We start from the raw sequence: 26,567 nt of genomic DNA, 5'->3' as shown, positions 1-26,567 counted from the left end.
TAAGCAGATTTTTCTAACTGCACTTTATATTTCTAATATTATTGAAAAAAAGTCATACTCAACTAGTAGCTGATCGTCACTATTTTAGTCAGTAAAGGTACACAAATAGTCACTTTATTTGACAAGTACTGCTTTTCAGGTGGTGTGTTTCTGTATTATAATTTTGTATAAATCACAGTAGGGGGCTAAAAGATGTAGCTGTTTTTCTACCCAAAACTAAAATTGAATATAAGTGAGGTAGAAAAATGGAAACAACATCTTTTAGACACCTTTGGCTCGGACAGTTACTAGCAAACAGTGGTGATGTGTTTTACATTGTTGGGCTTATGGCCATTATTCATGAGCAAACAGGTTCAGCTATGTATTTAGCGGTTGTACCGTTTATCATCACTGTTGCAAAATTCATTAGTGGCTTTATTGCACCGCTGCTTTTGGATCAATATCGATTAAAGTCGCTATTAGTTTTTTCACAGTTAGCTAAGACATTGTTACTTTTCACAATGCAAATGGTAACAATCACATTCTCATGGAATCTCGTCATCACCTTTGTTCTTGTATTTTGTATTTCTTTTTTAGATGGATGGGCAACACCTGCGAGAGATGCAATGCTACCTCGTCTTGTCCATAGAGATGATTTAATAAAAGCGAACAGTTTTGTTGCTACTTTGGATCAAACTGTTCAACTCGGAGGATGGGCATCTGGCGGAATATTAGTTGCTCTAATTGGCGGAAATCAAATGATTTGGCTCACTCTATGTTTATTTGTTATTTCTACTTTTTTTATGAGATTGCTCAAAGATAATACTGAACAAATTGGTGAGGAAGACAATACAACGGTGCAATCTAAGTGGCAATCACTAAAAGAAGGTTGGCTTTTCATTTGGAAAATCCCGTCAATACGTTCAATTCATTTGATTTATGTTTTTGAATATATTGCAAGTGCAGTGTGGATAGCAGCGATTCTTTATGTTTATGTGGCAGAGATCCTAGGAAAAGATCAGTCATGGTGGGGTTATATTAATGCGACCTTTTTTCTTGGTCTTGTTATTGGAGGGCTTTTTGCGGTGAAGTTTGCCGAGGTTGTTGATTTGCATCTTCCTTATGTGATCATTATTTCTTCATTCGGAATTTGTCTAGGCACACTTACCTTTGGTTTAAATTCATCACCAATAGCAGCCCTCTTTCTTTCAGCATTATGTGGATTTTTAGAGCAGGTAAAAAGCATTTCCTTACAAACGTCTTTACAAAGAGCTGCTTCAATTCATCAATTACCTAAAATTTATGCAGCACAAGGTGCATTGCTTTCTCTTGTTTTTGCTGTTTCTTCTGTTATTTTTGGATTTTTAACAGAGCTGTACTCTGTTAGTTTTTCATTCATCATAGCAGCATTATTATTGTTTAGTTCAGGAATATATTCAACTATTAAAAAGAAACTACTATCATCGTAGTTATAGATTGCTAAAAAGATTCAGTAAAATGGAACGAGTTAGGTTTTCGAATAGCACACCAATGTCCAAGAGGCGGATCAATATAAGCGGATCTTTTCCGTTTAAATGAAGAATGGAACTTGGTTTGGACGATATAAGCGGAATTTTTCCGTTTAAGCAAAGAAAAATGGTCCATTTTCATCTTATTCGATTAAATAGGTGGAATTTTTCCGTCTATTTAATCTATTTTTCATGCTTTTAACACATTAAGAGAAATTTCTCCGCTTATTTTAGCAGCTGATTTCCTTGCCAAATCGTTTTTTAAGCCTGGTGAGAATTACTATTTGAAAAACAATGTTACTTCGTATTTTGTACTTCAAAACTGATCCTTTTAGTAAAAATGACGTATCCTTTTTTGTTTCAAAGTAAACGCAAAACCAAGTAAATTTTCCCTAATCTTCAAAATAAAACAAACCTCATGAATGAATAGAGGTTTGCTTTATTTTGAGCACAGATATTTCTCGGACAATAGAGTAGTCCAAGCTATTCTCCGCTTTCTTGTTTCTCCCACTTTGTAACTTCTGAGCGTACCATAGGAGCTACTTCTTTACCTAATAGTTCAATCGCTCTCATTACATCATCATGAGGCATGCTTCCAACAGGTACATGTAACATAAAACGAGTGATTCCTACATTTTTTCGTAGGTAAATGATTTTCTCAGCAACCGTTTTTGGATCTCCAACATACAGAGCACCCTCAAGTGTTCGAGCCATATCAAAGCTTCCTCTTGTATACGGACTCCAGCCACGTTCTTTTCCTAATTTGTTCATCACATATTGTGTTGATGGGAAAAATTTATCGGCTGCTTCTTCTGTTGTATCTGCAATAAACCCATGAGAATGTGAGGCAACGGTTAACTTTGAAATGTCGTGGCCAGCATGAGCAACAGCCTTTTTATACAATTGTACAAGTGGCTCAAATTGTACGGGCATTCCCCCTATAATCGCCAATACGAGCGGTAACCCCAGAATACCTGCACGAATAACAGATTCAGAATTCCCTCCACTTCCTATCCAAACTGGTAAAGGATCTTGAACTGGTCGGGGATAAACACCTCGGTTATGTATAGCTGGGCGATGTCCGCCTTTCCATGATACCTTCTCAGATTCACGAATTTTTAATAATAATGCAAGATTCTCTTCGAACAATTCATCATAATCTTTTAAATCAAAACCGAATAAAGGGAATGATTCAATAAAAGAACCTCTTCCTGCCATAATTTCTGCTCGTCCATTTGAAATGGCATCAAGTGTCGCAAAGTCTTGAAAAACCCGAACTGGATCAGCTGATGATAACACCGTAACCGCACTTGTTAGACGAATGTTCCTTGTTTGCGAGGCAGCAGCCGATAGAATGACTGCTGGACTGGAAGATGCAAAATCTTCACGATGATGTTCACCTACTCCAAATACATCTAGTCCAACTGAATCTGCGAGGACAATTTCCTCTACGACTTCTCGTATTCTCTCAGCATGACTTATCGCCTTGCCTGTTTTCAAATCTGGTGTTGTTTCAACAAAGGTACTTACTCCTATTTCCATTGTTGTTCCTCCTACTTTTATGGATAATTAGAATTATAGCAAAAAGAATGATATTTCTCTTTTTATAAGTACTTTTACTTAAAGGTAAATAGTAAATTAACCTTCTCTCCTTTAACATTATTTCTAAACTTAAATATCTTGTTCAACAACATTAAATTTATTATTTAAAGCAGAAAAATAGGAATGGCCAAGGACCATCCCTATTTCTTATCATCCTAGTTTATTTCACATTTCTTACTTACCATCTACCACTTCTTTTAAAATCTCATACGAACGTTTTTGTTTGTCTTGATCATAGATATAGGAAACAGCCATGATTTCATCAACATTATATTTTTCTTGAAAGTTTGTTAGTTGTTGACGAATTGAATCCTTACTACCAAGCAACGTGACACTGGACATAGATGTAGCCATTTCTCTTTCATGAGGCTGCCATAAGTCTTCCATACTTTCTACTGGTGGTAGTAATGGATTCTGCGTTCCGCGGACAACATTTAAGAAAAATTGCTGCATGGAAGTTTGTTCTCTTCTTGCCTCTTCGTCACTTTCAGCTGCAATCACATTTAGACATACCATCATATAAGGTTTATCTAAATATTCAGACGGCTGGAATCTTGCTCGATATATGGAAATGGCTTCCTCCATGTAACGTGGAGCAAAATGTGAAGCAAATACATATGGTAAGCCTAGTTTAGCTGCTAAGTATGCAGAATCTGTTGAAGAACCAAGAATATAAATAGGAATGTTTGTCCCAACTCCTGGATGTGCTTTCACATAATCTTGGCGCTCCACCGGACCAAAATAAGTAAGTAATGAGTTAACATCTTCCGGAAACGTATAAACTGAATCGTTTTGTGATCGTCTTAGTGCACTTGCTGTCATCATATCTGTGCCTGGTGCACGACCTAAACCTAAATCGAGACGGTTTGGATAAATAGTAGCCATTGTTCCAAATTGTTCAGCAACAACCAGTGGAGAATGGTTCGGTAGCATAATTCCTCCCGATCCTACACGAATTCTTTCCGTGTTTTCTAGAGTATGTTTAATTAAAATGGATGTAGCAGAACTAACAAGTGTTGATGTATTATGATGCTCTGCAATCCAATATCGTGAGTAACCCATTTTTTCTGTTGCCTGCGCTAAATCAACCATCGAATCGATTGCATCTTTAGCTTCCTGTCCTTTGCGAATAGGCACCAAATTCAAAACAGAAACAGGTATTTGTATATTTGACATAGTAATTGTCCTTTCTTCATCAAGTTCTTTACTATCGTACCAATTTAAATCGAAGAAAAAAAATTTTATGCTTACTACTTTTCAATTTGAAATTCGAAGTCTTTTTCCTTGACCTGACCCCCAATATATGTCCTTTCAACAAATTTAACTTCCTCATTCTTCATGTAAAGTACTGTCGAAGATCTTGTACCATAATCCGGTGTTCTTATAAATAATGGAGATAACTTTCGCTCCCATTCGATAGATACACCTGTACTTGGTAATTCTGAATCGGCAGCTGGATCTGCATATTGTAGGCTTGAAAACAAACACTCTGTCAATTTTTCACCTGCTTGATTTAAGCAACTTTGTAAACCTTCCTTCCCTTTACGAACTTTCGGCCATGGTGTATCAAGTAAAGAATTACTTAATCCATACAAACCCGGTTGAAGTAATTTTATTTCATTTTCTACGTTTGAATAATAGTAAAGTGCATCTTGATTTCCAACAAGTAAATTAAATCCTGGATAATGTTCACGATTTTCTTGAATGTTATCCAAGTAGTCCTTGGGATTTTCATTGAATTGCAGAAATTTGCTCACTAGTTCCCCCCGAGATCGTAGCTGTTTATTTTCTTTTACCGGTTCTCTGTAATTCGTAAGTGCTGCAAAACGACCGTTTTTTGTAACTCCCATCCATGTTCCCATTTTTTCTAAGTCTCTTCCAGCTAAAATATATGGGGCATCTTCCCAAAACCCAGCTTGCGCTGTAGATCGTTTATAAAATTCATCTCGATTTGCAGAAAGTATTAGACGATAAACAGGATCTATTTTGTAAGCAAAATTAATTAAGCACATTTATATCACTTCCTTACAACCAATTGTGGTCTTATTGCTTATATTTTACAAAAAAACAAACATTACTTCCTCTAAAGTGACTTTTTCAAACACAAAAAGGCTGCTGTTTAACAGCAACCTTTAATAAAAATAGCTTTTATTAGATTAAACGAGTTGTCACAATACCTTCAATTTGAGTGATTTTCTCTTCTAGTTTAGGGATAATGTCACCATTTACTTCGTTGTCAATATCAATCATTGTGTACGCATACTCACCACGGCTTCTGTTTACCATGTCTGCAATGTTCAAGTTATAGCTTGAAATAGCTTGAGTTATTTGGCCAACCATATTTGGCACGTTTTTATGGAAAGTTGCTACACGACGTTTTCCTGTATATGGAAGAGACGCATTCGGGAAGTTAACTGAGTTACGAATGTTTCCTGTTTCTAAGAATTCCTTCACTTGACGTGCTGCCATAATCGCGCAATTTTCTTCAGATTCTTTTGTAGATGCCCCTAGATGTGGAATAGGTACAACGTTTGTCATTTTTAAGATGTTTTGATTAGGGAAGTCTGTTACATATTTACCTACTTTTCCACTTTCTAATGCTATCTTCATATCATCTTCGTTCACTAACTCACCACGTGAGAAGTTCATAATATGAACACCTTGTTTCATGATGCTGAATGTTTCTTGATTAAACATACCTTTTGTGTCGTTAGTTAGTGGAACGTGTACTGTAATATAATCAGAGTTAGCAAAAAGTTGCTCAAGGCTCATTGCGCGTTGAACTTTACGAGATAAATTCCAAGCAGTATCTACAGAAATGAATGGATCAAATCCGATAACATCCATATCTAGTCCAAGAGCATCATTAGCTACAAGCGCACCAATCGCGCCTAAACCGATTACTCCTAGCGTTTTACCTTTAATCTCTTTCCCAACAAATTGTTTTTTGCCCGCTTCGACAAGCTTAGGAATTTGTTCGCCTTCACCATCTAATGTTTTCGTCCATTCAACACCTGCAAATAGATTACGTGAAGAAGCCATTAACGTAGTTAGAACCATTTCTTTTACTGCATTTGCATTCGCACCAGGAGTATTGAATACAACAATACCTTGCTCTGTGCATTTATCAACTGGAATATTGTTTACGCCCGCACCTGCACGTGCAATAGCTTTTAAGTTGTTTGCAAATTCCATTGAATGCATGTTAAAGCTGCGAAGAACAATTGCATCAGGATTTTCACTATTATTATCGATAGTGTAATTACCTTTGTTAAATACATTTAAACCAACTTCTGCAATGTTATTTAACGTTTTAATTGTCTTTACTTTTTCTAATGTTGTTGTACTCATCTTTCGATCTCCTCTTTTCATCAGGTAAGTTTTCAAATTTTATGAATATTTTCATTTTAATAGAATAATGGAATTATAACATAGTTTACTCGAATTATCCTCTCCTATTAAACAGAAAAAGGCAAGGGAAGATTTCCCTTACCTTTGCCCAGGCGAACGGCTTCGACACTATGTGCTCCCTCACGGTTATCCGCGTTTCGCCAGTTACACATAGCCTTTTGAATTAAATACATTTTAACACAGTTAGCGTGAACTTCAACAGTTATTTTAAGAATATTCTTGTTTAAACTATTGAGTACTATTTTCTGTTATTTCATACTAAAAAATTAAACGTTTCCATAATAATGCCGTTAATTTCTACCCTTGTACCATTTTATAGATTGCATCATTTCCTGGGTAAGCGCATATACTGACTTATTTCTCCAAATTTTTTAACATGTTACAGCAAATAATCTTCTAGTAAAAATGATCAAGATTTTGAGTCATTAAATATACTTAGCGGTTAGTTCCATTAATTTCTCAATCTGATGTTTATCTTTGCTGAACGTTGATGAAGTTACTAGTCTATTTTTTTCGTCAAAGTATTTTCCGGTAACTGATTGTAACTCAGGAGATGTTGCTAAATATAAGTAGGTTTGAGCCATTTCATCTGGAGAGATGGAAAACTTACTTTTTATTGAATACATAAGTTTCATCAGTTGAGATAAGTTTGGGTAACGTTCAATATCTATTTTCACATTGGTAACTCTTATACAATTCACTGTAATTTTTGTGTTTTTCAACTTATCGGAAAGCCAATATGTATACATCACCTGAGCAAGTTTTGATTGATAATACGCTGTTTCAACTCGGAATTTTTCATTGGTAAATTCAGGATTAGCAAAATTGATTTTTAAAAACGGGTGTAAAACTAATCCTTGTGAAGCAATTGTAATAATTCGACCTTGTTCACTTTGTTTTAGTTTATCTAGTAATAATTCTGTCAACAAAACAGGTCCAACGTGATTTGTTGCCCAAACAGTTTCAATGTTTTCATCTGAATATTGAGGTGCTTTTCTACTAATATCAAAATCAGCTGCATTATGAATAAGAATGTCGATTTGGCTGTGATTAGATATTAATTTATTAACTGCAGATCTAATACAACGTTGAGAACTCATATCTAGTAGTAATAATTCCACAGAATTGCTATTACTTTTCTCCTTAATTTCTTTTAATGCAACCAAACCCCTATTTTCATCTCTGCAACCGATAATAATTTTCAAACCATGTTTTGCTAGTTGAATGGCTGCAGCTTTTCCAATCCCCGAATTTCCACCAGTTATTAAGCATGTTTTGCTAGCCATATGTTCACTCCTTTTACTTGGCAAAAGGTCTTTGATAAAACTCCATCTTAATTATCGTAAAATAACGAAGATGATATTTTAGTTAACATAATATTATTATTATCATATAAATTGCAGATCGTGATTACATTACTATTTCACCACCCAATGATCTGGTGTTTTTAAACCAAGTGGTAACCTCGTATCACGATTTCCATTAGCGGAATTTACTTGAGCTTGCGTTAGAAAAATACATCCCATTAAATTTGCTCCACTTAAGTTAGCATCGCGTAAATCTGCACCAAGAAGGTCAGTTACTCTCATATCAGCTTCTCTTAAATCAGCTGCAATTAGCAGTGCTCCTCTTAAATTTGCTCCTTTTAGGTTTGCTTTTCTTAACTTTGCACCTATAAAATCGCTTCTTTTTTCATGTCTTTTTTCAGCTTTGTTTACTTGTGAACGAACTAACTCACTTACCTTTTGTAGTAACTCACTTACACCAGCTCTATGAACATGGAGATTCAACTCGAGTATAGACTTAGGATTTTGAGCAGTGAGAGCCTCTGTTTTCTCAATCATATCTCTTAGATCTTTATAAATTGCTTTAGCTTCTGCTCGCTGCAATGCTTCTGTTAAGTAACAAAGCATTTCATGCAGTTGCTGCATAATTGGAAAAACATCGTACATTTCTTTTGCTATTGCTGGGTGCTCACGCCAATCTTTCCCTTTGTATGATATTTGGGAAACCTTCTGTCCTGCCCCAAAGCATTCATAAACTGTACACCCGCGATATCCTGTATTTCTTAAGTTTTTATGAATTTTACAGCGATAATCTTCTTGAAGATTTTCACATGGAGATCCACTAGCTTTATCTTTTGCAAAGTCTGCTGATTTCGCATAAGGTAAGGCCACACAACAAAGCCCAAAACAATTTACACAATCAGCGCTATATTTTTCACTATTTAGTAGTTTCGTAGACAAGAATTACACTTCCCTTTAAAAAGCCTAGTTATATCTAAAATTACCTTGCAATAATACCATATCATAACAATCGTATGTATAGATTATCACTATATTGTAATAAAAATGTTTCCATCCTTAATAAACGTTTTTTTTACTTTAATTCGAGAACCAATAGTAGTAGCTTAATGGCACAATGCTTACTAACATGATAAATCTACTATGCTTTCTTTTCTGCTTATTTTCAGGGTTGCTTCTACCAAAGAAAAAATAAAGGGATCCTAAAATAAATACAACATAGGCTAGAATTTTTAGTAAAAGATCCATTGTTCCTCCTTAACTTAAAAAAAGAAAGCTATCACATTGAGAGCTTTCTTTACATATAATTCAAGCTTAAGCCAACATAAATACATGCAGTTACGGCAATAAATCCAGAGAAAAATAAACCCTTATGTAGCCTGGACCAGTTTTTCATCCAACCCCATCTCTTTTGTTCAACATCAAGCCAAAAGAAATCAAGAACAATGGCTGCGATTAATATAAGATAAACAGTAAATGCTCCCATCTGCATTGGAACCCCTCCTAGCATTTAGACCTTAACCCATTATACCGTTTAATTGTAATATTTTCCATTTCTATCCCCTAAAAAAATTACTATTGAAACTCATTACATTTTTTCATAAAGTCTTCCCATAATCATGGTATGATAATATTGTCCATCAGAAAGCAACTTATCATTTTTTAGTGTGCCTTCTACTTCAAAACCGAATTTTTTGTAAAGCTCTATGGCGGTAACATTGGTTTCTAAAACACTAAGCGTTACTTTCCTGATACCAGTAGAATCAGCCCATTTTAGAGATTCGTCTAAAAGATTCCTTCCAATACCATATCCCCAAAATTCCTTTAATACACAAATTCCAAATTCCACCTTATGAGCTAATCTCTTCAACTCACTTCCTTCACATCGTGAAAAACCCACAATTTTATTATTTACTTCAACGACCAAAAAAAGGTTGCATTGCTTTTCAGTATCTTCTTTTATTAACTGTTTAAAACCAGCTTCATCTATATATGCTTCACCGGGTTCTCTGTCTAGATTTTCCGTTTCACCATCAATCTTGACTCTCAGTTCTGATAAGACTAATGCATCTTGTTCTTCTGCAGATCTAATCATATACTTCAATTGATTTTGTTCAAATTCTTGTTGCTGTATCTTCATTTTTATTTCCTCCGATTGCTGTTACCTCATAATATTTAAACTTGGCCATAGATACGATTCCAAGGACCGGTCCAATCGCTAATAGTGTGAAAACCCACTCCCACCCCATAATTTTTTGTAAAACTGGAATAAGATTAATTGAAAATATAGTAATTAGAAATCCAATACACATTTGAAAAGTTAATGCTGTTCCTACATAACTACTATCTGATACCTCAGAAACAGCTGCTGAAAATTGTGCTGAATCTGATATAACAGTCATCCCCCAAATAAATGATACAGCAAGAGTCAGCCAAATAACCTGACCATATGTAAAACCTATCAAAATAGAACATATTGCACTTATCATCATCGAGATCATTGTAAGATTAGATCTTCCAATTTTATCAGAAATAATGCCTCCTAGAACACATCCAATTCCTCCTGCAATTCCAATAGATAGAAATGTGGAAAAGGCGATAATCCAAGGTGAAACCCCAGGTGAATTGTTGTAAAAACTAGCAGCTAAGAATGTTGGCAGCCATGTCCACATCGCATACAATTCCCACATATGCCCGAAATACCCATAGTTCGCTAGCATTACAGGTTTATTTTTTACAACTTGATGAATAAATGTAATGGAAAAAGGAGTTTTTGTCGAAGTTATTGTTGGATCTTTTACAATAAAATAGATAATAATTGCTGAAAGAAAGGAGAGTACAGAGCTCGTGATGAGTACGAACTGCCATTGAAATGATGAAAAAAACATTAACACAAAATGTGGTAAAGAGGAACCTAGTGTTAATGCAGCTATTAATATACTAATAGCAAGTCCACGCTTCCTAGGGAACCATTGAGATAATATTTTAACAGCTATAGGATATACACCAGCAAGGCATACACCAGTTAAAACTCTTAAGAGAATTCCGAGTAAAGCCTGGTCAACAAAGATGAGAATTCCATTAAAAAATGAACCACTTAGTGCAGAGATAGCAAAGATTTTACGAGAATGAAAGCGATCTGCCATACCAAAATAAGCACTACAAAATGCTCCTACAACAAAGCCAAGAGGTACTGAAGCTGATAGCCATGCTTCTAATTGCGAGGTAATATCCCAAAAGCGAATAAGCTCTGGTGCTATAGATGATGCACTAAACCATAAGCTCAAGGCAAATAAGACAGAAAGTCCAACCCAAAACAATGTCCTCCATTCTTGTGATATCATAGGGACCTCCCTTACGTTCTTGATAACGGTTTCAAAAAGTGTGAGTGTGTTGACTTTTAGCTGTTATCTCTAGAATGGATTAAAGAGTAACTTTTATATAGTCCTTGTAACTTCGATAAAGAAATATGTTTTTTCCTAATTTTAGCATATGTTGTTGAAGCGGATGTTATTTTTTTATTTTATTGTGGAAAAAATCCATTGTTGAGTTAATTTAGCGAATTTATTTAGTTAAGGTAGTGGTGTTTTTGGGGACACATTCTGTTTTAATGGCCTGTTTTCTGTCCCGATTCCCGTTGTATCGAGACACACCATGATTGCTTCAACGAGGTTCTGTCCCCATTCTCCTTCTATCGAGACACATCTTGCTTGCTTCAACCGTTTCTGTCTCAGTTCTCCTTCTATCGAGACACACCATACTTGCTTCTCACGTTTTCTGTCCAGATCTCTCATGTATCGAGACACACCATACTTGCTTCAACCAGTTTCTGTCCAGATTCTCCTTCAATCGAGACACACCATGTTTGCTTCAACCAGGTTCTGTCCAGATTCCTCATGTATCGAGACACATCTTGCTTACTTCAACCGTTTTCTGTCCCGATTCTCCTTCTATCGAGACACACCATACTTGCTTCAACCAGGTTCTGTCCCCATTCTCCTCCTATCGAGACACACCATGATTGCCTCAACCAGTTCTTGTCCCGATTCTCCTTCTATCGAGACACACCATACTTGCTTCAACCAGTTCTTGTCCCCATTCTCCTCCTATCGAGACACACCATGATTGCCTCAACCAGTTCTTGTCCCCATTCTCCTCCTATCGAGACACAACATGCTTGCCTCAACCAGGATCTGTCCCCATTCTCCTCCTATCGAGACACATCATGATTGCCTCAACCAGGATCTGTCCCCATTCTCCTCCTATCGAGACACATCATGCTTGCTTCAACCAGTTCTTGTCCCGATATGAAAACAACGCTCTTCACAAAAATAACCCAGCACCAATTTCAAGTGCATGGGTCATCTACTCTATAAATTATAACAACGCATCAGCTTCTACGATTTCTAGCGTAAGGTTTCCTGAAGATGATAAGTCAATTTCATATGGTGCTACTTCCTGGTCTTCTTCGTCACGAATGATCCGTATTTCCGGACGTCCCACTGAATGGAAATTGTATTTAGTGACAATTCCTGTTCTTCCGTCATTTAATTTAACAGTTAGTCCTTGTGGATAGATCGCAATGCAGTTTTTAAATAACTTCAATTGGTCTGTATCAAATTGCGTGCCACTTCCCGAATACAAAAGCTCCATTCCCTGGTGTGGAAGCATAGCTGGGCGATAGACTCTATGACTTGTTACCGCGTCGAACACATCAGCCACACTTAAAATTTTTGCATAGGGATGAATTTGGTTTCCTTTCAGTCCCCTTGGATAACCCGCTCCATCAATTCTTTCATGATGTTGAAGAGCACAATGTGCAACAACAAAAGGTACTTCATGTACTTTTCTTAAAATATCAAAACCTAGTTGTGAATGTGATTTCATTTGTTCAAACTCTTCTTGTGTTAATCGACCAGGTTTGTTTAGCACTTCAGGTTTTACAAAGATTTTTCCAAGATCATGTAATAATGCTCCTAAACCAATCTCCTCGATTTCTTTTGTTTGAAGACCGTTTTTAATTGCAAGCTGACACGAATAAATTGTTACGTTCAAACTATGGGTATACACATGACTTTCATGTATTTTTGTGGTAGCAAGCAGATTTAGGACTGTTGGGTTTTCAGTTAGGATCGTCAAAATATCCTTGAATATTCGTTGAAAATTTCTAACCGTTTTTTCTGTTTCCATCATACCCTTAACAGTGGGTTTTGTCATATTTATATCTGCGATTGTATTTAATCCATCAGTAATGACATTCGTTGCTTCATTTAATAGTTCAACTGGTATAGATTCAATAATATCGATACCTTCTGATGCTGTATCTTCTATGTAAACTGTATTAATATTAAGATTTTTAAGTCTGTTAATAAAGCTATCAGTAAGTTCAGTTCCCTTTGTTAGTAGAATTTTGCCATTTTCACTATAAATAGATTTTCCTAGCTTTATTCCTGATGAGCATCGCTCTAATCTAACTAAACGCATTCTTTCTTGCTCCTGTCTCACATGTATTCCTTGAAAAAGTTAGGATTAATGCGTCTTCACTATGTGTACGGGTCAACCAGCACATTAATTCTTTTCTTGATGTCTTTTTCTTGTCATACTAAATGTCTCTTACTGTCGATTATAGTCAATTTTTCTTTATATTTCAATGAAAGTTCGTGATCATCATATTTAGGAAATAAAATAAAAAAGTTAACAATCGCTAATTACTATATCAAAATATCAATATGTTATTCCTGCTTTAAAGTCAATAGTTTATTTTCCAACTTACGATAATAACCACTACTTACAAATCCCTTAGCACCTCGTAGTATTTCATTTGAATAATGTTCAGGTGGTGCAACTTCTTCCTTCTTATTCATAACAAGAAATGTAAGGACATTTTTATGTACTATACCATTTATTTCTACATTAATAAATGCAGGGCGGTAAATGTTAGCCATTACACCTTCTCGTTCATACAAATAATATAAGGCCTCTTGATTAATTTCATATACTTTTCCTTCAACAATATCATCTGCTTCTATCATATCCGCGCGGCTTCCATCTTGAAAATGAACGGTATAAGCTAAAGAAAAGTTTGTGGCATGACCACAGCCGACTATGTTTTTAAACAAGTGATCTACTTTTCCCAGCTTGAATCTTTCATTGTCCATACATGAACCATAAGCAAAATAAAGTAATTTAGATTTATTTGTATATAAGTGACGTTTCCAGTCACCACCATTAATTATAGACAGATTTTCTACTTTATTATGTAAGTAACTATATACAATGGCTTGTTCTGAGTGATGATCAGTAAAAATGGTTTGGGTTATACGTTCGTATTCGTTATCGATCCCTTCTGCTTCGTAGCCCTCTAACCAATCTAGCTTTTTTAATATAATTTCATTTACTTCATATAACTCCCCGTATATTACATTTACTTTATCTGTAATCATCGCTGGATAACCTAAACCTGTATCGAAAAGAATGCCAAGTGTCCAGCATTGCCTTGCAAGACACACTGCTCCATTTAGAAAATGATGATTGAATTCATGTTCACGGAGTGTACCATACACAAAAACCTTATATGTTTTTTCCATAAGAAAATGTCCTCCTCTGCATATCATCGTTACTTACAATGGTATCATGAAAAATCTATCTAAGGAGGACCTTGCTTTTCTTATGTTCATAAGATTAACCTGTTATTATAATCCTCCGCAAGTTGACTGTTTCGTTTCCTCTGATTTAGCTGGATCAGATGAAGTTACAGATTCTAATCCATAACCTGTAGAGCTTATTTCTAAGTGTTCCTCTTTTCTTTTACCGTCTAGACTTAAGTTTTCACCAAAATGATCTTTTTCCAAAGTTTTCATTCCTTTCAAATTCCAAAGCACCTACCAACATGGTAGATGCTTTGGGTTCATTATTTTAGAAGTTTTGATTTTGTGGTTGCTGTGATTTTGAAAAGATATTGTTATTTGCTGATTGAGTTGGTTCTAATTTTCCCATTCCTTGCTGAATACGCATGTCTTTAGGGTTTGTTCCATGCATATAAGCAGGCCCTGGTTGTAATTGTGGCTTTTGTCCCATTGGCTCTGGATGTTGGATATATTCGAAATTCGCTTGTCCATCTAATGTTGGCCCATGTGCCCAGTTACCAGTGCTGCTGTCTTCTCCTTCAGAAAAGTTCATAAATGAGTATGATACCTCTTGTTTCTCATACTCTTGGTTAAAGTTACTTGGTACAATTGCACCTTGTGTTTGTTCAATTTCTTCAATGGCTGCCATCCACTGGTTTTGGTGCATCGTATCACGTGCAATTAAGAACGATAGCATATCTCTTACCCCAGGGTCTGTTGTCATTTCATATAAACGACAAACCTGAAGTCTACCTTGTGATTCCGCATTTAAATTTGCACGGAAGTCTGCTAATAAGTTCCCACTTGCAATTGTGTAACGAGCTGTCCAAGGGAAGCCGACACTGTCATTTGGTTGTGCCCCAAGCCCATTTACGATAGCGTGTTGAGGATTCATTCCACCTAATACAGCCTCAACTGCAGGGTCTTTTGCTCCCTGTTCTTGATCTTGTACTGGTGCACCGTCTAGGAGCTGGGCAATCATTGTTGCGATCATTTCTACATGGGCAATTTCTTCTGTTGCAATATCCAAAATCATATCACGGTATTTTCCTTCAGCACGACAGTTCCAGCCTTGGAAAAGGTACTGCATCATAACTGACATTTCCCCATATTGTCCACCAAGAATTTCTTGTAATTTTTTTGCATATACTGGGTCCGGTTGACTTGGTTTTGCGTTATATTGCAGTTCCTTTACATGATAAAACATGAAATCTCTCCCTTGAAGAAAGTATTGTTAAATCAACTTACACTATTAGTGTGGGGATAGTAAGAAAAGATATAACGACCAATTGTAACCAATACTTCATTAACTTAATCAATTGCAATTTTCTCTATGTAAAGATTGTTAATTTTTATCGAAATAAGAGGATTTTGTATTTAACTAGCCGAATACAAACATTGCTTAGGTTTGAAATTAAAGATGAAAGCAAGGTCGTAATATGCTAAATGAATTTTTATTGAATTTACTTTTTATTTTGGTCGGAATCTTCCTTCAGCATCTTTGGTCAGAAAAAACGGGTCATCACCAAAATAAAATTGTCATAGGTATTGCTTCTGCCATAACAATTACGCTTTGTATTCCTTTCCCCCTAGAAAGCTCATTTGTTGAGGATTTAAAGCTTATTCCTTATATAATCGGAGGGCTTTATGGCGGAATTGTTACTTCAACCATATTATTTATTGTCATTGTTGTCGTATTTACCTTCTTTTATGGGGTAACTGACACATACATTACCTTTTTAATTATGTATGGGGTATTAGGGTTAGTGTGCGGTTTCATGTCTCCCACTTTCTTGAATTCAAACATTTCAAAGAAACTTGAGACGATGGTTTATGTTACGATCGTTTTTACCATTTTCTTATTTGTGTTCACAAATAAAGAAGAAATAATCACAATTCATACAATAATGATGTTATTCTCACCAACAGTTGCCATATTTGTTGTTGGTTATATATTTGAAAGCATTCGAGAAACAATCTCTCTAAGGCAAAAAATTATTAAAACTGAAAAATCAGAAGTAGTTAGTCAACTTGCTGCTAGTGTTTCTCATGAAGTACGTAATCCCTTGACTGTTACAAGAGGATTTTTACAACTTGTGTTAGAAAGTGACACCATTGAAAAAGAGAAAAGAGATGAATATATTAAGCTTGCTATTGATGAGCTTGATACTGCTTCAAACATTATTAATGATTATTTAACATTTGCAAAGCCGGCTCCTGCATATTGGGAGTTACTTGATATAGGCATTCATCTTAAACATATTGAAGACATTATCTTCTCTTATGCGAATATGAACTCTGTCGTAATTGAATCTGATCTTGTAACATGTGTTATACAGGGCAACAAGCAACAATTTCAGCAATGTTTTTTAAACATCACGAAAAACTGTATAGAAGCTATGCCGGATGGTGGGACATTAAACATCTATACGTCGATTTTAAATAAACACGTTTTAATTGAAATATCTGATACAGGAATTGGCATGTCACAAGAGCAAATCAATCGGATTGGGGAGCCATATTTTTCAACAAAGGAAAAAGGAACAGGACTTGGAATGATGGTTGTGTTTAGTATTATAAAGGGGATGAAAGGAAGCATTTCAATTGAAAGCAAGCAAGGGGTTGGAACAAAGTTTACAATAAAATTCCCTATTGCTGTTCCTAGATAGACAGTGGCGTAGTCATGTTAATTTTAGATGCTACGCCTAACCTGTCTTTTATCTGTATGCGTTATTACTCACATATGTAAACGACTTTTAGCCTCATTTATAGCTTTTTCTATAAATTCATCTTTTCCTTTTAAGTCATTTAAACTCATATTACCTGAGCGTAAACTTCCACTAATTTCATGGATATCTTCTGCAATAGATAAAGGAATTTGATCTTCTTCAATCATTTTACTTAATTCATCTGCAAGTAGTTTTTCCTGATTCATTTTGTACCACTCCTATTTTAAAGTCATTCGCCATTTTCTTTCTGCTTCTCTTTGGTTGCGGTTATAAATATAATCAATTTTATCGATTACTTGAGACCCTTTTGTCATAACCACAATGGTATAGACAACACTAAATAAAAAGCCAATAATTGAAAACCAATAGATTGTATCAATTTGTTTTTCATTTCTGCGACTTGCTCGCAAAGCTTGTCCCCTCTTTCTATGAAATTTCATCTTGTCATAGTTTAACTAACAAGAGGGTTTCTATTCGTCATTAATAAGGCATGAAGCCTTCTTGGCTAATTAATATTTGATCTGAAGAAAGTGATTGTTTTAACTTTTCTACTGCAACTTGATAGGTATTTTTTCCGTACCATGTATCTAATTCTTCTGTTTTGTACAATTCCCTTACATTCAATCTCTCACTTCTTTTACCTTGGCTTCCATCACCTGAGTAATCATCAACAACAATTCGACTTACTAAGCTTGAAAGAATTTTTGGAAATTCATTTGAAAATGGCAGTACTGGTGCAACTGCTACTTGAACAGGTAAATTAGCCTCTTTAAGCTGAGAAATAGCTTTTAATCTTGCTTGTATTGGTGGTGCTTGCGGAGTGAATCGTTTGCGAACATCATCATCGTCTGTTTCCACTGTTATGCTAATCCTTAGCTTCTCCTTCAGCTTGTGAAACAAATCTATATCTCTGGTTACTAAAGGACTTCTTGTTTGAACAAATAAAAAATCTGGTGGGATTTCAGCCATTGCCTCAAGTAAAGCCCTTGTAATTTGTTCTTTATATTCAACAGGCTGATAGGGATCAGTACTTGAAGACATGAATATTGTTACAGGTTTGTCTCTTTTTCTTAAGTTTTTGATTTCACGAGAGAGTTTATCATGAGATTCTTGTTTTACATCAACCCATGTTCCCCATTCTTGTTTTCTAAACAACCCAACAGGACTTTGTCTTACATAACAATACGAGCATGCAAAGGCACAACCAGAATAAGGGTTTAATGAATGTGTATAGCCATATAAAAATCCACTTGTAGATGTTAATATTTTTTTAGGTATTTTATAATTTATGGAAGGTTTCATTATTTCACCACGATTTTACTATTGAAAATTATGAAAATTTTATAACTTTTAAGTTAGGAATAACAAAAAAGAAGCCAGGGGCCCCTTTCCTTCGCTATCTTATCTTATCTCCAACCCTGACTATTTCATCAATTCATTCCGATCAACTGCATGTGGTGGACGTTCCATCCACTTATGTTTAATGAGTATGCTTGCCCCATTCTCAGCAAATAAACCAACTTCACCTAATAATTTCGAATATTCTGCTGCAATATCTCGTCGCGGGCTCCCAGCAATAGCTGTTCCATAATTCCCCATCCCCGCAGCAGACATCATAGATACTTGAAACATCATCAATTTATCTGAAAAAGGAGGTTCTTTTGTCACAAGCACATAAGCATCCCATGGAGTTGGAGCAGGAAGATCATCATGTTTTAAGTAGTTACTCATAATTTCTGTATGTTTTTTTGCTAATTTTTTTCCTTCTCTCATATAGCTTCGAACATCTTCAGTTCGAGCAACCTGTCCAAATGCTGTAACTAAAGTACCTCCAAGGAAGTTTGTTTGTAAATTTGAATAAAAATTTGTAATCTCCATCGCTGTTAAAGGTCTTTGCTCACCAATCCAACCTGCTAAAAAGCGTTGCTTTTCAACCATGTCTACTTCTTTTAAGTAAGGTATGTAAGGTGTTCTCACTTGCAGCCCTTTAGACAACATAATGTTTGTTGTATCATTGAATAATTCCATTGTCGACGAGATGCAAGACATAAAATGTTCTCTTATATCATTTCGAAATGTATGTGGAAGTAAAGCACTATAAGTAACAAGTGCTCCCTTTGTCATTTGTTTTGTATAAAAAAGGAAAAATTCATCTGTAAACAATTTTGGTGCTTTTATATCAACATCTTTTTCAGTAAATCCTTCAGGAATAGCATGTTTCTCTTCTGTAAAAATCTTTGTAACGACTGAAACATGTTGTTGAGCCAAATCTAAAGCATGCTCTAAAACAGATTTAATTTCCTTGTCTTCAACATGTGCTAAAAAATATTTATACACACAGATAAACATGCTATCTGATACATAATTAGTCCAAAGCCCACCTATCTCAGAAGCTGTTAAACGAACATGATGTGACTCCATTCTAATAACCTCCGTTTTTAATAACTATTTGTATTTTAACCAGCCATGTAAAAAGTATTTACTTTACGGAAAAACTGAATATGTAAAAAGGTAAGCCGTAAAAAATGGCTCACCTTTGTTCTTATCGTGATTCTTTTTCGTAACCTTCTTTTTTCACTTCAACATCTTTACCATTTACATCATCAATAACAGGGTGTATCTCACCTTCCATATATGCATCAGATGCTTGTTCATGTGTTGTCGCTATTCCAGCAGATAAAGTATCAGTTGCTTGATAGTCTTTCACATCATAAATCTTTCCTGCAAGATCTTTAGTGTTTTCGTTTGCTTTATTAACCGCCATTCCTATACACTCCTTTATTATAAATCTTTATGAACGATTTTCTTTTTTTGATATATCATGATTTGGATTTGTTTGATTTCCTGTTGATGCCTCGTACCCTACATTATAGGTAACGTCTTGTTGTTCTTGTAATGCTTGAGGCATTTTGTATTGATCTGCATCTTGTTGAAACTGTTTATTATTTTCTTTCATGATGATCTCCTTTTCCTCTTAACTCTATTAACATACACTTTAAGGACCTTCTGAATTCATTATGTCCAATGAAATAAAATCAATGTACAAAATTAAATTACCTAGTGTTCAGATTCATTTCAATGTTAAAATTGATGGCTTAAACAACAAAAAAAGAGCAGAAATGCTCTTTTTTCGTATATGTAAAGAAAACTTACTATGATTGAAACTGATCATCAGGATGTAAATTATTTTGCATATATTCCTGAACATTCTTAATTTGATCTACAGTAGCAAGTTCTGTTTTATACCACCCTTTTTCATCCATTAACTGATATAATTCATAATGATTTTTTGAAGCATTATCAAAGCACTGAGTATAGATGTCCCGAAGTTCCTTATGAGTGGTTTCCAACATCGTGCTTCCTAAGCTTCGACATCTTCCTTTTTCTAGCTCCAAACAAAGTTGTACCATTTCACGATCTGTTAATCCTCGTCCTTCTATATTGTTAGGCATTGTAAAATCTCCTTTATTGCATCATTTTTGATTGATTAAAGTATTGTGATAAGTCTGCAACTTTTAGCTGATGCAGCTCTGCCATTTGCTCTAATGACTTTTTTAAGCTCTCATCTTCACAAAGAGAAGCACACCAGTTCATTGTTTTTGCTGTAATTTCTTCCGCTCTAATTTCATCTTCAATAAAAGATAATTCCTTCATTGTTAGCTGTTTCATTTTTAAGTCACTCCTACTTTAAAATCCTTCTCTTACGTTAGTATTTATCTTTATTTTATTATTATCCATAATGATGTGAATTTGGATGCAATTTCTAACATAAGGGATATCAATAAAGAAGATATTAAGAGTGCAAAGATTGGAGGAAGAAAAAACGTGAACCATTTAAAAGCTCTGGCGATAAAATCTGTTGTTTCTTTTCTTTTACTTTTTGTTGTGCTTGGCTTGTTATTTCAATATTCCCTTTCAGTTATATTAGGACTTACTCTAATTTTAGGCTTAGTTTCTTATATACTTGGAGATTTAATGCTTTTACCAAGAACATCAAACTTTACTGCAACAATTTCTGATTTTGCCATTGCAATGTTACTTACATGGTTTTACCTAGCGACGATCACAACCTATGCCACGAATGTATTTATCGCATCACTTATCACAGCAATTGGTGTTGCGTTATTTGAGAGCGTCTTCCATCGATATATGAGAAAAAACGTTTTATACGAAAAAGAAAGCCATGTGAATATAGGAAATTTACGTTACACTACTGAAGTATCGGAAGAAATTTCTCCAGATTATCATAAAATAAAGGAAGATTAAACCTAATCGAAATGATTAGGTTTTTTGCATAATATATACAGGCAACACAAATTTCAGTTCTGCATATAATAAAATGAAGGATGATTTAAGAGGATTTATTAAAAATCTGGTACCTACTTTAATTATTACCAAGTAAATTTTGATCTAAAACTTCTGGATCAACACCATTTGTTATGCTCTGACCATTCATAACTAATTGATAGTCCCCAACTCCCCCACCACCTGATCCTGTTATGGCTTTGTCGATGCTTTTGGGAGAAATGCTATATGAATCACCAAAATTAATCACTCCACCACTAACACTATCAATTTTTAAATTTTTAATAAAACACGGCATTTAGCTAGCCCCCCTTTCGTTAGAGCTTTTACGCTATTGTATGGAATTTATGTATATTGTTGTGGACACGTCCCTACTCAATGAAAAGATAGACAAAGTTTTTCATACATGAAATGGGTACTTTATACAAAGCATAAGATGAAGCAAATTTCTTCGTAATAATGGAGGGTATATCATTGAGAAATATACGTTACTTAATACAAGATGAATTTCAAGCAAACCAAGTTGCAGATGATCTCAAAGTACAACTTAACATAAACAGGATGGAAACGATTTCAATCACAAGTGTAGAAAGTCGCAATGAGGTAATTGTCCAAATTCCTGAAGCAAATGAATCAGTAGAAGAGGTTTTATCAGGCTTTATGAGGGGTTATCAAAAAGGAATGATTCTTGAATAAGAGAAAACTTGGCTTATTGACAAGCCCCTTTGAAGAAAACCTAATTTTCCTTATACTTAGCAAAATAATAAAAAAGGTTGCCAGGGCAACCTTTTTCTACTTCTTAGCACCAAGCTGCTCCTACAATGATAAGAAGAATAAATAAAACAACAATCAACACAAAAGGATTTACTCCTGCTGAAGCAACTGGAGCATATCCATATCCACATCCGTAATTACAACCATAGCCCATGTTATTTCCTCCTTTTTATATGCTAAAACATATCTTTTTGGATAATGTTTTACTTATAAATATGTTAGGAGGATTACTTTTGTAATAGATATATACCTATATAAGGGATATTTGTTTAACTTTAGAATTCCGGCAAAGAATCTAAGTTATTAGTTTTATCACCATCAGGCTCACTACGAAGAATGTCACGCCCATATTTATGAAACACATCAACATGTGCTAACCTACCATCTCTTGCCTCAGAAAGTGCTTGCATATAGTCTAACTGTCTACCAGATTCTGTTTGAAATGCGATTAAATCGCCATCATCGTTTTTTCTTACAGCAATGATTTTCTCTTGATTCGTCTTCATATCAGTTGATATTTCAGCATTAATTTCATCTTGATCTGCTTTACTTTTGTATTGATTAAACACTTCTTCAAAACGATCCATCACATAATCACCTCATGTTTCTTATTTCCAGTTGAAGTGATTTTATTCTTTCTTCTACATCTTTTCTACTTTCACACGACCTGAAAAGAACACAGCCCCTCCCCCCATATCAGCAATACGATCTGGAGTTAACGCATTTACTAAATGATTTTTACCATTCAAATCAGACCATAACCCCTGGCTTACAACAACACCCGGTAAAACTTGTTCACCAACTGAAGCAGTTAATTGACACTCACCTCGCTGATTCCAAATTCGGACAGTATCACCATCATTTATACCAAGTCTTGTTGCATCAAGAGAATTGATGAAAAGCTTTGGTGTTTTCTCAAGCTTCATATGCTTATCTTGATGAGAAAATGTAGAGTTTAAGAAATTATGATTTGGTCCTGGTACGAATAAAAATGGAAAATCACTTTCCTGTAAAATCGGGATATAAGTAGGTAAAGGTGGATAACCTTCTTCCTTCATTTGCTGAGAAAATAATTCGATTTTTCCTGAAGGTGTTTTTAAGTTATCTAACAATTGACTATTTCTATTTGCTTTTAAATACCTTTTTTTCTTTAGCTTTTCATAGGTTACATGCTTTAAAAAAGGATTGTTTGTTTGAATTAACGATTGTTTAATTAATTCCTCATCATTGTCCTTAAATTCTCGTTCTTCAAATTCCATCGCTTCAGCAAGCATTCGAAAAACATCTGTATTTGATTTACTTTCACCAAAAGGATGGATAACTGGCTCATGTAGATGTATGTAATGATGCCAATAGGACGTATAAAAATCAATGTTCTCAAAGGCAGAAGTTGCTGTTAAAACGATATCAGCATACATGGCAGTTTCTGTTATAAACAACTCATGAACTACCGTAAACAAATCTTCTCTTTCTAAGCCCTTCCGTACTTTATTCGCATCTGGTGCAACAACCGCTGGATTAGTACCGTATACAAACAAAGATTGAATAGGAGAATTCAATTCTAAAAGTTCTTTTCCTAATGAATTCATATTAATCGTTCTCGTATTTTGCTTTAATAAATCAGGTCGTTGTAATGCATCTGTGTTAAAAGCTAGAAATGCTGAATTTCCTTTAAGTGCACCTCCACCTTTTACATTCCATTGACCTGTTAAAGCAGGTAAGCATGAAATCGTACGAACAATCATTCCACCATTATCATGATGCTGCAGGCCATTTCCAATTCGAATCATCGATGGAGAGGTTTCCCCATACATACGGGCTAATGAATAAATATCTTCTTCAGGAACTCCTGTAATACTTGAAACAAGTTGAGGTTCATATTGTTGGACATGTTCCTCTAGTTCATTAAAACCAATCGTATATTGTTCTAAAAAAGGACGATCCACTAGATTTTCTTTATAAAGAATATGCATAATTCCTAGTGCAAGTGCTCCATCAGTTCCTGGTAATATAGGAATAAACCAATCTGCCATTTTTCCTGTTTGATTTTTATGAACATCAATCACAATGATTTTAGCACCTTTTTTTCTTGCTTTTTGAGCAATCATCATTTGGTGCATATTCGTACTAACTGCATTGATTCCCCACATAATAAATAACTTAGTATCTGTCATCTCTTCAGGATCTGTTCCATAGCTCCCGCCCATTGTATAGCGATATCCCTTTGAGCCAGCTACTGAACATATTGTTCTATCAAGTTGACTTGCACCGAGTCGATTGAAAAAACGTCGATCCATTCCTTCTGAATTAATTCTTCCCATATTTCCGTAAAAACTATATGGTAAAATTGATTCAGCTCCTGCGTCAGAAATAATATTCTTCCACCTGGAAGCAATCGTATCAATTGCTTCCTTCCAGGTGATGGTCTCGAAACGCCCCTCTCCTTTTTTCCCTACGCGTTTAAGAGGAGATTGAAGTCTTTTAACATCATAGATTCTCTCTCCCATATGGCGAACTTTATTACAAATGGCTCCTTTTGTTACCGGATGGTTCGGATCTCCTTCAATTTTCCTGATTCGACCATCTTTTTTATGAAGAAGCAATCCGCACTGATCAGGGCAATCAAGTGAGCAAACAGAAGGCACGATCCCATTTTCTATGTTTTTATAAGTCTCCATATCTTCTATCCTTTCAGTTATACAAAATTGTTATATTGAGTATAACAGAATTTTCTGAAACGATTAGATAGATTACAAATGATTTGTAAAAGTGGTGGTACCCCAATGCTTAGAGGTTATCTTTGTTTCTCTTTTCCAGCCTTTGTTTTTAAGCTCTTTCGCAATTAATCGATTAAAAAAGCCATGTCCTACTAAAACAACATTATTATGTATAGATGTAAGTTCGATCATTTTATTGGTTGCAACTTCTGCTCGTTCCTTGGCACTGTTATAGGATTCGCAGTTAGAAGAATAGCCACTAAACCACAAAATTCTGAACAAAACAGCCCATGTATCTGAAGATAATTTAATGCTTGAGAAACTTTTAGTTGTTACAGGTAATTCTATTTCACGAAAAAGACTACTAGATATTGTTTTTACACTTTTTCTTAAAAGGGATGCTGAATCAATCGATCTTTTTAAATCACTTGTGATAACAAGATTTGCTTCGTTTATTTTTTTTAGTGCTTCATTCGGAAAACAGGATTCTTCAACCACACCAAGTGAATCATACTGGATCACCCAATCTGAAAATTCTCGGAATGTAATCCTTTTTTTACCATCTAACTGAGAGCGTCCATGCCTGATTAATGTTATCTCCATTGCTTACTTACCAAATGCAAAAATTAATTCTGTTTCACAAGCGACTTTCCCATCCACTGATGCAATTCCTCTTCCTTTTCCAATCGAACCTTTTACACGCGTAATTTCCACTTCCAGCTTCAATTGATCTCCTGGTTTTACTTGATGTTTGAACCGGCAGTTATCAATTCCCGCTAATAGCCCCAACCGGCCTTCGTTTCCTTCTTTCGTTAACATGGCAACCGCACTCATTTGCGCTAATGCTTCTACTATTAATACACCCGGCATTACCGGATATTCTGGAAAATGCCCCATGAAAAATGGTTCATTTCCTGTAACATTTTTCATTCCAACGGCACTCTTACCTTCTTCAATCTCTGTCACTTTATCTATCAATAAAAAAGGATAACGATGTTGTATGATCTCTTTTATTTTATTATTATCTACCATTTTATTCCTCCTTGAATTTGCTTGTAAACATTTTAACACTTGTTATTAGAACTTGGTACTAATACTTTATAAAAAAAACTCAGTGTTTCTTTATACACTGAGTTTTCTATATTATAAGTGACATTCCAGGAGCATCTAGCTCTCTTTCTTCAAATCCTAATTTTTTATAAAACTGCTGCTTTCCTTTTGCAGAAAAAAGCTGAACAGATTGTATACCAGAGTCTTTACATTTTTGTAAAAGTGCTTCAATTATTTTTTTACCTAAACCTTGTTTTTGATAAGAAGGATCAACCATAACATCACAAATTAATGCTTGATAAACACCATCAGAGATCATTCTTCCAAATGCAATTAGTTGGTCTTGGTCATAAATGGATATGTGATACCAGCTATTCTCAGCTGCTTGATATAATTGTTCCCTCGTATACGTACCTTTTTTACTTTTTATTAATCCACTCGCTTCATGCAAAGAAACGAATTGTTCAAAGGAAGGAAGTTGATCGGAAAATTGATGGCTCATTCTATTCACCTTCTATATTCATTGTATCGTTATGTAACTAGCAAACAGTGAGTATATAAC

The 26,567-nt window shown here is 35.0% G+C and carries 31 protein-coding genes, 1 pseudogene and 1 riboswitch; of the genes and pseudogenes, 4 read left to right on the top strand and 28 right to left on the bottom strand.

Annotated elements, in window-relative coordinates:
* Positions 1 to 245 precede the first annotated feature (245 nt).
* Positions 246 to 1,448 (top strand): MFS transporter, encoded by a 1,203-nt coding sequence (locus COD11_RS25245; RefSeq protein WP_098799644.1) that lies wholly within the window; start codon positions 246 to 248, stop codon positions 1,446 to 1,448.
* A 522-nt stretch (positions 1,449 to 1,970) separates the two neighbouring features.
* Here the strand turns inward: COD11_RS25245 and COD11_RS25240 are convergent.
* The 13 genes from COD11_RS25240 to COD11_RS25180 all read right to left on the bottom strand — a co-directional run bounded on the left by COD11_RS25240 (position 1,971) and on the right by COD11_RS25180 (position 15,637).
* Entirely contained in the window at positions 1,971 to 3,029 is a 1,059-nt protein-coding gene (locus COD11_RS25240; protein ID WP_098799643.1) for an LLM class flavin-dependent oxidoreductase, read from the bottom strand.
* Positions 3,030 to 3,263: 234 nt separating this feature from the next.
* Complete coding sequence (locus COD11_RS25235) at positions 3,264 to 4,265, bottom strand: LLM class flavin-dependent oxidoreductase (protein ID WP_098799642.1); 1,002 nt, start codon at positions 4,263 to 4,265, stop codon at positions 3,264 to 3,266.
* 74 nt (positions 4,266 to 4,339) lie between these two features.
* Positions 4,340 to 5,101, bottom strand: a complete 762-nt coding sequence (locus COD11_RS25230) for an NRDE family protein (protein WP_098799641.1) — start codon at positions 5,099 to 5,101, stop codon at positions 4,340 to 4,342.
* 139 nt (positions 5,102 to 5,240) lie between these two features.
* Positions 5,241 to 6,440, bottom strand: coding sequence for a phosphoglycerate dehydrogenase (locus tag COD11_RS25225; RefSeq protein ID WP_098799640.1), 1,200 nt, complete (start codon positions 6,438 to 6,440; stop codon positions 5,241 to 5,243).
* A 139-nt stretch (positions 6,441 to 6,579) separates the two neighbouring features.
* A riboswitch (ZMP/ZTP riboswitch) is annotated at positions 6,580 to 6,658 on the bottom strand.
* Positions 6,659 to 6,925: 267 nt separating this feature from the next.
* Positions 6,926 to 7,786 carry an SDR family NAD(P)-dependent oxidoreductase gene (locus COD11_RS25220; protein WP_098799639.1) on the bottom strand — a complete coding sequence of 287 codons (861 nt, stop codon included), beginning with the start codon at positions 7,784 to 7,786 and terminating at the stop codon, positions 6,926 to 6,928.
* 132 nt (positions 7,787 to 7,918) lie between these two features.
* Positions 7,919 to 8,746, bottom strand: a complete 828-nt coding sequence (locus COD11_RS25215) for a pentapeptide repeat-containing protein (RefSeq protein ID WP_098799638.1) — start codon at positions 8,744 to 8,746, stop codon at positions 7,919 to 7,921.
* Between the two features lie 355 nt (positions 8,747 to 9,101).
* On the bottom strand, positions 9,102 to 9,296 hold the full coding sequence (locus COD11_RS25210) for a hypothetical protein (RefSeq protein WP_247343350.1): 195 nt from the start codon (positions 9,294 to 9,296) through the stop codon (positions 9,102 to 9,104).
* Positions 9,297 to 9,392: 96 nt separating this feature from the next.
* Complete coding sequence (locus tag COD11_RS25205; protein ID WP_098799637.1) at positions 9,393 to 9,944, bottom strand: GNAT family N-acetyltransferase; 552 nt, start codon at positions 9,942 to 9,944, stop codon at positions 9,393 to 9,395.
* A complete protein-coding gene (locus COD11_RS25200) occupies positions 9,919 to 11,148 on the bottom strand; it encodes an MFS transporter (protein ID WP_098799636.1) in 1,230 nt (409 codons plus the stop codon). The genes COD11_RS25205 and COD11_RS25200 overlap by 26 nt, the downstream gene beginning before the upstream one ends.
* Positions 11,149 to 12,181: 1,033 nt before the next feature.
* Positions 12,182 to 13,288 carry an HD-GYP domain-containing protein gene (locus COD11_RS25190; protein ID WP_098799634.1) on the bottom strand — a complete coding sequence of 369 codons (1,107 nt, stop codon included), beginning with the start codon at positions 13,286 to 13,288 and terminating at the stop codon, positions 12,182 to 12,184.
* A 248-nt stretch (positions 13,289 to 13,536) separates the two neighbouring features.
* A complete protein-coding gene (locus tag COD11_RS25185; protein ID WP_098799633.1) occupies positions 13,537 to 14,391 on the bottom strand; it encodes a gamma-glutamylcyclotransferase family protein in 855 nt (284 codons plus the stop codon).
* 105 nt (positions 14,392 to 14,496) lie between these two features.
* The gene (locus COD11_RS27175) at positions 14,497 to 14,664 is read right to left on the bottom strand and encodes a hypothetical protein (RefSeq protein WP_218012762.1); all 168 of its coding nucleotides are present in this window, start codon (positions 14,662 to 14,664) and stop codon (positions 14,497 to 14,499) included.
* Between the two features lie 55 nt (positions 14,665 to 14,719).
* Positions 14,720 to 15,637, bottom strand: a complete 918-nt coding sequence (locus tag COD11_RS25180; protein ID WP_098799632.1) for a manganese catalase — start codon at positions 15,635 to 15,637, stop codon at positions 14,720 to 14,722.
* 232 nt (positions 15,638 to 15,869) lie between these two features.
* Between COD11_RS25180 and COD11_RS25175 the strand changes: the two genes are divergently transcribed.
* Positions 15,870 to 17,099, top strand: a complete 1,230-nt coding sequence (locus tag COD11_RS25175; protein ID WP_098799631.1) for a sensor histidine kinase — start codon at positions 15,870 to 15,872, stop codon at positions 17,097 to 17,099.
* A 68-nt stretch (positions 17,100 to 17,167) separates the two neighbouring features.
* On the opposite strand, the gene COD11_RS25170 is transcribed toward COD11_RS25175, so the two are convergent.
* From COD11_RS25170 to COD11_RS25140, 8 genes are all read right to left on the bottom strand, one after another.
* A complete protein-coding gene (locus tag COD11_RS25170; RefSeq protein WP_098799630.1) occupies positions 17,168 to 17,365 on the bottom strand; it encodes a hypothetical protein in 198 nt (65 codons plus the stop codon).
* 12 nt (positions 17,366 to 17,377) lie between these two features.
* Positions 17,378 to 17,569 (bottom strand): hypothetical protein, encoded by a 192-nt coding sequence (locus tag COD11_RS25165; RefSeq protein ID WP_098799629.1) that lies wholly within the window; start codon positions 17,567 to 17,569, stop codon positions 17,378 to 17,380.
* A gap of 70 nt (positions 17,570 to 17,639) precedes the next feature.
* Positions 17,640 to 18,461 carry an SPL family radical SAM protein gene (locus tag COD11_RS25160; RefSeq protein ID WP_098799628.1) on the bottom strand — a complete coding sequence of 274 codons (822 nt, stop codon included), beginning with the start codon at positions 18,459 to 18,461 and terminating at the stop codon, positions 17,640 to 17,642.
* A 120-nt stretch (positions 18,462 to 18,581) separates the two neighbouring features.
* Positions 18,582 to 19,580: a DUF3231 family protein gene (locus COD11_RS25155; protein ID WP_098799627.1), complete on the bottom strand. Its 999-nt coding sequence runs from the start codon at positions 19,578 to 19,580 to the stop codon at positions 18,582 to 18,584.
* 121 nt (positions 19,581 to 19,701) lie between these two features.
* The gene (locus tag COD11_RS25150; protein WP_098799626.1) at positions 19,702 to 19,923 is read right to left on the bottom strand and encodes a YozQ family protein; all 222 of its coding nucleotides are present in this window, start codon (positions 19,921 to 19,923) and stop codon (positions 19,702 to 19,704) included.
* A gap of 27 nt (positions 19,924 to 19,950) precedes the next feature.
* Positions 19,951 to 20,115: a hypothetical protein gene (locus COD11_RS27170; protein WP_162987381.1), complete on the bottom strand. Its 165-nt coding sequence runs from the start codon at positions 20,113 to 20,115 to the stop codon at positions 19,951 to 19,953.
* 196 nt (positions 20,116 to 20,311) lie between these two features.
* On the bottom strand, positions 20,312 to 20,611 hold the full coding sequence (locus COD11_RS25145) for a spore coat protein (RefSeq protein ID WP_098799625.1): 300 nt from the start codon (positions 20,609 to 20,611) through the stop codon (positions 20,312 to 20,314).
* Between the two features lie 13 nt (positions 20,612 to 20,624).
* On the bottom strand, positions 20,625 to 20,828 hold the full coding sequence (locus COD11_RS25140; protein WP_098799624.1) for a hypothetical protein: 204 nt from the start codon (positions 20,826 to 20,828) through the stop codon (positions 20,625 to 20,627).
* Positions 20,829 to 20,984: 156 nt separating this feature from the next.
* Between COD11_RS25140 and COD11_RS25135 the strand changes: the two genes are divergently transcribed.
* Entirely contained in the window at positions 20,985 to 21,425 is a 441-nt protein-coding gene (locus tag COD11_RS25135) for a DUF2512 family protein (protein ID WP_176551245.1), read from the top strand.
* Between the two features lie 118 nt (positions 21,426 to 21,543).
* Here the strand turns inward: COD11_RS25135 and COD11_RS25130 are convergent, their stop codons facing one another.
* Entirely contained in the window at positions 21,544 to 21,762 is a 219-nt protein-coding gene (locus COD11_RS25130; protein ID WP_098799622.1) for a spore germination protein, read from the bottom strand.
* A 176-nt stretch (positions 21,763 to 21,938) separates the two neighbouring features.
* On the opposite strand from COD11_RS25130, the gene COD11_RS25125 reads away from it, so the two are divergent.
* Positions 21,939 to 22,160 carry a hypothetical protein gene (locus COD11_RS25125; protein WP_098799621.1) on the top strand — a complete coding sequence of 74 codons (222 nt, stop codon included), beginning with the start codon at positions 21,939 to 21,941 and terminating at the stop codon, positions 22,158 to 22,160.
* Positions 22,161 to 22,263: 103 nt separating this feature from the next.
* Here COD11_RS25125 and COD11_RS27295 read toward each other — a convergent pair.
* The 6 genes and pseudogenes from COD11_RS27295 to COD11_RS25095 form a co-directional block, all read right to left on the bottom strand.
* A pseudogene (locus COD11_RS27295) lies at positions 22,264 to 22,389 on the bottom strand (YjcZ family sporulation protein); the annotation flags it as partial.
* 124 nt (positions 22,390 to 22,513) lie between these two features.
* Positions 22,514 to 22,825, bottom strand: a complete 312-nt coding sequence (locus COD11_RS25115) for a DUF3892 domain-containing protein (protein WP_098799620.1) — start codon at positions 22,823 to 22,825, stop codon at positions 22,514 to 22,516.
* Positions 22,826 to 22,879: 54 nt separating this feature from the next.
* On the bottom strand, positions 22,880 to 24,916 hold the full coding sequence (locus COD11_RS25110; RefSeq protein WP_098799619.1) for a molybdopterin-containing oxidoreductase family protein: 2,037 nt from the start codon (positions 24,914 to 24,916) through the stop codon (positions 22,880 to 22,882).
* A gap of 72 nt (positions 24,917 to 24,988) precedes the next feature.
* The gene (locus COD11_RS25105) at positions 24,989 to 25,558 is read right to left on the bottom strand and encodes a histidine phosphatase family protein (protein WP_098799618.1); all 570 of its coding nucleotides are present in this window, start codon (positions 25,556 to 25,558) and stop codon (positions 24,989 to 24,991) included.
* Positions 25,559 to 25,561: 3 nt separating this feature from the next.
* Positions 25,562 to 25,987 (bottom strand): 3-hydroxyacyl-ACP dehydratase FabZ, encoded by a 426-nt coding sequence (fabZ, locus tag COD11_RS25100; RefSeq protein ID WP_098799617.1) that lies wholly within the window; start codon positions 25,985 to 25,987, stop codon positions 25,562 to 25,564.
* A 106-nt stretch (positions 25,988 to 26,093) separates the two neighbouring features.
* On the bottom strand, positions 26,094 to 26,507 hold the full coding sequence (locus COD11_RS25095) for a GNAT family N-acetyltransferase (RefSeq protein WP_098799616.1): 414 nt from the start codon (positions 26,505 to 26,507) through the stop codon (positions 26,094 to 26,096).
* Between the last annotated feature and the right edge of the window lie 60 nt (positions 26,508 to 26,567).

The organism is Bacillus sp. AFS040349 (genome assembly GCF_002577655.1).
Lineage (GTDB): Bacteria > Bacillota > Bacilli > Bacillales > Bacillaceae > Metabacillus.
Note: the sequence above shows the minus strand (reverse complement) of the source record. Positions and strands in the feature narration are given on the sequence as shown.